The 4050-nt window shown below is 44.5% G+C and carries 1 protein-coding gene and 1 pseudogene; both read left to right on the top strand.

The genetic code is table 11. The annotated features are described in order from the left end of the window. Positions 1-1565: T9SS type A sorting domain-containing protein (locus AABW11_RS19890; RefSeq protein WP_340107081.1), on the top strand; the 1565-nt coding region annotated here is incomplete at its 5' end. A 1085-nt stretch (positions 1566-2650) separates the two neighbouring features. Beyond that, positions 2651-4050: pseudogene (locus AABW11_RS19885) on the top strand (hypothetical protein); the annotation flags it as partial.

The following is a 4050-nucleotide window of genomic DNA, read 5'->3' as shown; positions in this document are numbered from 1 at the left end:
ACAATTCCGGCTGGCTGAATGGAGATCCATCCAGCGACTGGTATGGGGTTCAGGTTGACGGCAATGGTCGTGTGATTCGCCTGGATATGTATTCAAACAATTTAAGCGGACACCTCCCGGAAAGCATTCGGAATTTAAGCCAGTTAACGTATTTAAATACAAAACAAAATGAGCTGACGGGAGAAATTCCGGGATCCATAGATAACTTAAAGAGTCTTGAATGGCTGCTTTTGTCCGGTGTTGAGCAAAAGGATCCAAATTACTCAAGCGACACGTACCCGGGTAAAAAGAACGAAGCTACAAATTCTTTTAGTGGTTCTATTCCTTATATCGGTCACCTGGTAAACCTTCAGGTACTTGAGATCGCAAACCAGCCAAATTTTGAAAATACTCCGGTACCGGAAGAGATTGGTGATCTTAAAGAGCTGTGGTTTCTATCTTTGCAAAGGAATCTTCACTCGGGAGGAGTTCCTGCATCATTTGCCAACCTGACAAAAATGCGACATCTGCATTTGCATTATAACAAGCTATCGGAACCGTTACCGGATATTTTTGGAGGCTGGACCAATGCTGAGTATGTTCGGCTGGGAGAAAATCAAATACCGGGTGAGATACCGTCATCCGTTGGGAAGATGGTCAATCTAAGAGTGCTAATGTTTGGCAGAAATGAACTAACAGGAAGCATACCGCCTGCATTGCTTGACGGCAGTCTTTCAAGGCTGCATACAGTGACGTTGGAATGGAACAACTTAACCGGGAGTATCCCTCCGATTAAGACAAATCTCACGGTATTAACATTGGATGGAAACAATTTGTCAGGCATCCTGCCCGATATGTCCTCTGCTTCAAGGCTCATTAACTTTGGTTTGGGCTGGAACAATCTGGAGGGAGAGTTTCCGGATATGAGCCACGCCTACCAGCTTCGGTATATCCGGGCAACAGCTAATAACTTTACAGGTCCGCTGCCGGCTTTGCATACGAATAACAGTAAATTATCACGGCTGTGGTTCCAGGGCAATAATTTTTCCGGTCCGATTGATCCCTCCATTGCGGAAGCGGTGAAGAATGGCAGGGATCCGTTTTTTATAGTAAATATCTCAAACAACCGGTTTTGCCAGGAAGATTTGAAAAATCTGAAAAAAGATATTAATGCTTTGGATAAGGTTAGTGAATTCAATTATCACAACCAGAATGAGCCAATTTGCGGGGCCATAAGTAACAATAAAACAGCTCAGATGGCGAATGCATCTGCGCCGGAATCTCCGGCAAGTGACGCAACGCCGGAACCTGAACCCCTGCCGGTCCAAACAGGACTCAATCAGAACTATCCCAACCCCTTCAATCCCACCACACAGATCGAGTATACGCTTTCGGATATACAAACCGTATCACTGAAAGTTTATGATATGGCCGGGCGACAAGTAGCGGTCCTTGCGGATGGGTTAAAACAGGCGGGCAGCCATACGGCAACATTCGATGCCGGCTCCCTGGCCAGTGGCGTCTATTTTTACAGGTTTATTACCAACACGCAAGTCTACACCAGAAAAATGACGCTTGTGAAATAGTGAGACCTGTCCCTCACTATCACCCCTCCCTACAGCAAAAGACACGCCGCTTGGAGGGGTGAAAAGGCAGGGTGTAATTCACTATGGAGTTTCTATATTTGGGGTATGAACTAAAGGGCTCCTTAAAGTGTAAAGTCTAAAAATTTTACTAATCATCTGTCACCGGTTGACCGGCACCCCGGTGTTCATCGGGTGTGGAGCGACGACACGTGCCTCCCCTCTGATCTCCCAGTGTTGATTTGATTCCTGACGGTAATCATCAGATTCGGTCTGAATCCTTTCATGAAATACCTCCCGATGGTTTTTCCTGACTTCTGCACTGGGACACCCAGTTAAGAGGTAACTGTAATTATCATAGAAAGCTGAGGGGCAGACTACATTTCTACAACTACCAATGTACAGATGTCTAACGTGGCGTTTTCTCCCCATACTTTCCCCGAAGGGTCAGCTGGACCGCCACCCCGCGGGAGCGGGACTAAAAGAAGAAAGTATGCATGCCGAAGGAATCCATTATACGGGGGTTCGTTTTGTTTTAAGACAAAATGAACAGGTAATCCTTCAAAGTTGACAGTACATTTTGCAAATCACCTACGATGTTTAGTGCATAACCTTGGAAAAGATATAATCTTAAAAAATGTGATTACATGGGTAATGTCAGCCCTGAGTTGCCCCGTGGATGCTTTCGGTAAAACGTGGGGCTTATAAAATGGACACCCGTATCCACGGAGTCATCAAAGTATCCAACCCGTTTCTCATCTTATAAAAAATTCCAAGTGGATCTCTTCGACCTGAAAGTGTGTAACGATCCTTATGGGTAGACTACGAAAAACTTGTAGGTGATTCAGTGGATTATCTGTGTAAGTAGATTCTGCTATTTTCATCTAAATATTAAGAAAATCTAATAATTATCTTCAGGAGTTCTGCCCTTCGCGCGATAAAATGGTAAGTTAAAACATTAAATATTAGATAAAATTAATATTTAATGTAACAACCCAGTCCATTTTTGGTCTTGTAGATAATGGATACGTTCCCCGAAGTTTAAAAGCGAATTTTAAAGTTAAAAGAAGTACAGGAATAGCTTAGATATGAAGACAAAAAGGATCGGTTTACTATTAGCGGTATTGCTTGGTATGTGTGGTATAGAAGGTGTTCTTGCCCAGGATTTGGACAGTGTGGAGGGTGACCGGCAGGCGCTGGTAGATCTGTACCATGCAACCGATGGTGACAATTGGGACGACAATTCCGGCTGGCTGAATGGAGATCCATCCAGCGACTGGTATGGGGTTCAGGTTGACGGCAATGGTCGTGTGATTCGCCTGGATATGTATTCAAACAATTTAAGCGGACACCTCCCGGAAAGCATTCGGAATTTAAGCCAGTTAACGTATTTAAATACAAAACAAAATGAGCTGACGGGAGAAATTCCGGGATCCATAGATAACTTAAAGAGTCTTGAATGGCTGCTTTTGTCCGGTGTTGAGCAAAAGGATCCAAATTACTCAAGCGACACGTACCCGGGTAAAAAGAACGAAGCTACAAATTCTTTTAGTGGTTCTATTCCTTATATCGGTCACCTGGTAAACCTTCAGGTACTTGAGATCGCAAACCAGCCAAATTTTGAAAATACTCCGGTACCGGAAGAGATTGGTGATCTTAAAGAGCTGTGGTTTCTATCTTTGCAAAGGAATCTTCACTCGGGAGGAGTTCCTGCATCATTTGCCAACCTGACAAAAATGCGACATCTGCATTTGCATTATAACAAGCTATCGGAACCGTTACCGGATATTTTTGGAGGCTGGACCAATGCTGAGTATGTTCGGCTGGGAGAAAATCAAATACCGGGTGAGATACCGTCATCCGTTGGGAAGATGGTCAATCTAAGAGTGCTAATGTTTGGCAGAAATGAACTAACAGGAAGCATACCGCCTGCATTGCTTGACGGCAGTCTTTCAAGGCTGCATACAGTGACGTTGGAATGGAACAACTTAACCGGGAGTATCCCTCCGATTAAGACAAATCTCACGGTATTAACATTGGATGGAAACAATTTGTCAGGCATCCTGCCCGATATGTCCTCTGCTTCAAGGCTCATTAACTTTGGTTTGGGCTGGAACAATCTGGAGGGAGAGTTTCCGGATATGAGCCACGCCTACCAGCTTCGGTATATCCGGGCAACAGCTAATAACTTTACAGGTCCGCTGCCGGCTTTGCATACGAATAACAGTAAATTATCACGGCTGTGGTTCCAGGGCAATAATTTTTCCGGTCCGATTGATCCCTCCATTGTAGAAGCGGTGAAGAATGGCAGGGATCCGTTTTCTGTAGTCAATATTTCAAGTAACAGATTTTGTAAATCTGATATCGATGGTTTTGTCAGCCAGATCGAAAGCCTGAATAAAGAAGTGGAGACGTTTAGCTACGGTGGTCAGCAGGATCCGGTGTGTGAGGATGAAGGCGGTGAAGACAGTGGCAGCGACAATACATC

Origin of the sequence: Rhodohalobacter sp. 8-1 (genome assembly GCF_038150125.1) — a bacterium.
Taxonomy (GTDB): Bacteria; Bacteroidota; Rhodothermia; order Balneolales; family Balneolaceae; genus SW132.
The sequence above is the reverse complement of the archived record's forward strand: the minus strand, read 5'-3'. Positions and strand labels throughout refer to the sequence as shown.